The 1,514-nt window shown below is 77.4% G+C and carries 1 protein-coding gene; it reads right to left on the bottom strand.

The genetic code is table 11. The features are described 5' to 3' along the window. A partial coding sequence (locus tag AA75_RS39495) for an acyltransferase domain-containing protein (RefSeq protein ID WP_199520528.1) occupies window positions 1–1,514 on the bottom strand: 1,514 nt, incomplete at both ends.

The raw sequence follows: 1,514 nt of genomic DNA, 5'->3' as shown, positions 1-1,514 counted from the left end.
CGGGACGGCGAAGCCCGTGTCGTCCAGCGCCTGGGCCAGTGCCACGTTGGCGGCGTGCGCCCAGGGCAGCGCCTGGTGTCCCGCGAGCAGGCCGCGGCGCGCCGTGAGCAGCGAGACCACGCCGGAAACCGGGGCGCCCCCTTGCGCCGCGCCGCGGAACTCGGCGAGCGCGGCCGCCAGCGCGGCCCGGTCGGTCCCGACCGGCAGCACCACGGGCTCGGCGCCGAGCGCGGCGAGCGCCGCCGCGAGGCCGGCGGACCAGGCGGACGCGGTGTCCTGCTCGGCCGCCCCGACAGTCCCGACAGTCCCGACAGTCCCGGTCCCGACAACCGCTTCCGCGGCCGGTACGACGATCAGCCACTTGCCGTCCAGCCGTGCCCCGCCGGCCGTGCCGACCCGCCGCCAGCCGATCCGGTAGCGCCAGCCTTCGGCGGTGCCGGCGGCCAGCCGGCGGTCCCACCAGGAGGCGAGCGCGGGCAGCACCGGGGCCAGCCGGTCGCCGTCGACGCCGATCGCCGCGCCGAGGCGTCCGGCGTCGCGCTCGGCCACCAAGTCCCAGAACACGCCGTCGGGGGCCGTCTGCGGGCCGCCCAGGTGCTCGGGCGAGCGGCTGGCATCCAGCCAGTACCGCTGCCGCTGGAAGGGGTAGGTCGGCAGCTCGGCCCGGCGCGGCGTGCCGCCGCCGAGGGCGGGCGTCCAGTCCACGGGCACGCCGCGCACGTGCAGTTCGGCCACCGAGGCCAGCCAGCGGGCCCGGCCGCCCTGCTCGCGCCGGAGCGAGCCGGCCACCACCGGTTCGGCCAGGCCCACCGCGTCCAGGGTGTCCTCGATCGCACCGGTCAGCACCGGGTGCGGGCTGACCTCGACGAAGACGGTGTGCCCGTCCTCGGCGAGCCGCCGGGTGGCCTGCTCGAAGCGGACCGTGCTGCGCAGGTTGCGGTACCAGTAGTCGGCGTCCAGCTCGCCGGTGTCCAGCCAGTCGCCGGTGACCGTGGAGAGCAGCGGGATCTCGCCGGTGCGCGGACGCACCGGTGCCAGCAGGGTGAGCAGCTGCTCGCGCAGCGCCTCGGTCTGCACCGAGTGCGAGGCGTAGTCGATGTTGACGGGACGGACCCGGGCCCCCTCGGCCGTGTAGGCCTCGGTCAGCTCGGCGAGCGCGTCCAGGTCGCCGGAGACCACGGTCGACAGCGGGCCGTTCACCACGCCGATGGAGAGCTTTCCGGGCCAGGCGGTGATCCGGGCCTCGACCTCGGCGAGCGGGCGCGGCACCGAGACCATGCCGCCCCGGTGCGAGATCGCGGCCAGCGCCTGGGCCCGCCGGGCGACGATCCGGGCCGCGTCCGCCAGCGACAGCCCGCCGGCCACGTAGGCGGCGGCGACCTCGCCCTGGGAGTGCCCGACCACCGCGTCCGGCCGCACGCCGTAGGCGCGCCACAGCGCGGCCAGCGAGACCATCACGGCGAACAGCGCGGGCTGCACCACGTCCACCCGGTCCAGCCCCGGCGCACCGGGCC

The organism is Kitasatospora sp. MBT63, from assembly GCF_000710465.2.
Taxonomy (GTDB): domain Bacteria; phylum Actinomycetota; class Actinomycetes; order Streptomycetales; family Streptomycetaceae; genus Kitasatospora.
The sequence above is the reverse complement of the archived record's forward strand: the minus strand, read 5'-3'. Positions and strand labels throughout refer to the sequence as shown.